This is a genomic window from Streptococcus cristatus, from assembly GCF_001578775.1.
Lineage (GTDB): Bacteria > Bacillota > Bacilli > Lactobacillales > Streptococcaceae > Streptococcus > Streptococcus cristatus_A.
Window position 1 is genome coordinate 138,181 of record NZ_KQ969062.1, and the last position, 2,013, is coordinate 140,193.

General features: G+C 39.8%; 1 protein-coding gene and 2 pseudogenes. All 3 read left to right on the top strand.

Features of this window, described 5'->3' with window-relative positions:
- Positions 1–844 (top strand): annotated as a pseudogene (locus SCRDD08_RS00675) (hypothetical protein); the annotation flags it as partial.
- A 13-nt stretch (positions 845–857) separates the two neighbouring features.
- The gene (locus tag SCRDD08_RS00680; RefSeq protein ID WP_061421993.1) at positions 858–1,604 is read left to right on the top strand and encodes a PoNe immunity protein domain-containing protein; all 747 of its coding nucleotides are present in this window, start codon (positions 858–860) and stop codon (positions 1,602–1,604) included.
- A gap of 185 nt (positions 1,605–1,789) precedes the next feature.
- Positions 1,790–2,013, top strand: a pseudogene (locus tag SCRDD08_RS12150) (type VII secretion protein EssB/YukC); the annotation flags it as partial.

Genomic DNA, 2,013 nt, shown 5'->3' on the forward strand with positions numbered 1-2,013 from the left:
CTCTGTGGATTTGGATATGCTTAAGAGTAGCAGTGCAGATATTCCAGCTGGAAGTAGTGGTAGGAAAATCTATGTAGAAGATGTTGAACGCTATACTAGTTGGAATGACATGAAAGCTGAACACTATCACACGGTGACAGAGTTTGTGAAAGCCAATAAACCAGAAGGAGCTGCCCATCCGCGGGATTGGCTGAATAAGCCAAATCATGAGTTTGTCATTGAGCATATGTCTGATGGCACACAGGTTTGGAAATACAAAAGTGATATCGGTGTTGAGAGAGTCTATGTGGACGGAGTTCTGGAAGGTGCGGGAGTCCCAAATCCACAAGTAACCCAGCATTTTGAGAGCCTGAATCCAAAGGTTAAAGGATTTGACCCAGAAGTTGCCAGCACAGTTCAGAAGTCCAATGTAGGTGAAATTTTAGCAGATGACAATTTAAGAATTGTTCGGGAGAATGTGGGGGTCAATAAGAATCTGGAAAGTATCGGCCGCCCAGCACCGGAAAGCATTGACGATCCGATTGTCAAAGGGATTGACGGAATCTACAGGAACCAGACGCCGCCACCGTCTTATGTCATCAACGAAACCAAGTGGGGAAGTTCAGATATCAACCAGCATACGAAGTCAGGACCGCAGATGTCTAAAGACTGGGTGAAAGACAGACTTGGTGATTTAGATCCGATGGAACAAATTTCTCTTGAAATGGCTTTGGAGACAGGAGATGTGGATTTTGTCATCAGTAAGGTAGATACAAGTGGGAATGTTTCAACTTACTATGCTAATGCAATATCTGATTCTGCTGGAAAAGTAATTCAAGTAAAACCAGGTGCTATGTGGCCTTAGAAAAGAGATAGTGATGGAATTAAGAGATAAAATTGCAGATAAGAATAGCTTGGAAGGGCTAATCAATGTTTTTCAAAAAGCAATCCGAGATTCTGAAATAAGAATTAAGGAAATTGAAAAAGATGAAAAAGAAGGAGTTCAAAAATTTGCCTTAGAAAATCAGGAAGTAATTAGTAATATAAAATCATCGATTTTTCGATATCAAAAGGAAATCATGGTTGCGACTTATACAGCTGGATATCCCCTGGAAGATTTCAAAGAAGAGTACCTTAAATTTGTCGATAGCCTGCTTCCTGTCTGGCATAGCAATTCAGGCTATGAACAGATGATTTGGGCTTTGTCGATTGGAATCCTGTTAGAGATTGATGAGGAGGCCTTTGATAAACTGGTTGAACTAGTTCGGAACGATAATCCAGAGGACTATCTGATTGACTATCTGGTTCAGTCCCGCTATCCGGACTGGGAAATTCATATTAACTATAATTTTCCAAGACCTTATGGCTTTACTCGGAAAATTATTGAAGAAGAGAATCCAGAACAAGCTTTTAAGCTGTTTAAAGAATATCTAACCCAAAAATGGTATCAGGGTAGCAGAGATGCTGGTTGGTATGATTTGCATAGGAGAAATATAAAAAGTTTTTACGGCTATTGGTCCTTTGAATCAGGTGCCATCTGTAAACTGAAAGGCTTGGATTATAAGGAACTGGAAGGCCTTCCGTATTTTCCGTATGATTTAGTAGCCGAAGGGGCAGAGGCTTAGAAACTGCTAAATTATTATAAGCCATCTGAGTTTATTTTCAGGTGGTTTTTCTATACCAATTTTTCATTCCTCTCTCTGATATACATGCGGATTATGGTATAATGGGACAAGGAAATTTTTCCTGACTAGTCCTTTGAAAATTTGAATACTATCTAGCTGTTTCGCTCTGCTATTTTCCAAAAAAACTTTCCCCCACAAGCCTCCCCAAGACCCAGAAATATGAATTAGCTTACTCTTATATTCAAGGTTTGGAGTTTTCCACAGATCAAAAGAAGGTTATTCTTAATAATGTGACCCTCAAATCAGATGAGCTTTATCTGATTTATTGGATTCAAGTGGGACGGAATGACTTTGAAGCAGCGCTTGATACCGGCAAGCGGATCAATGACAACGACTTGATTCTTTATGC

What these genes read in the sequence shown, in the direction of transcription:
- SCRDD08_RS00680 (WP_061421993.1), top strand. Translation starts at nt 858, where the DNA reads ATGGAATTAAGAGATAAAATTGCAGATAAGAATAGCTTGGAAGGGCTA.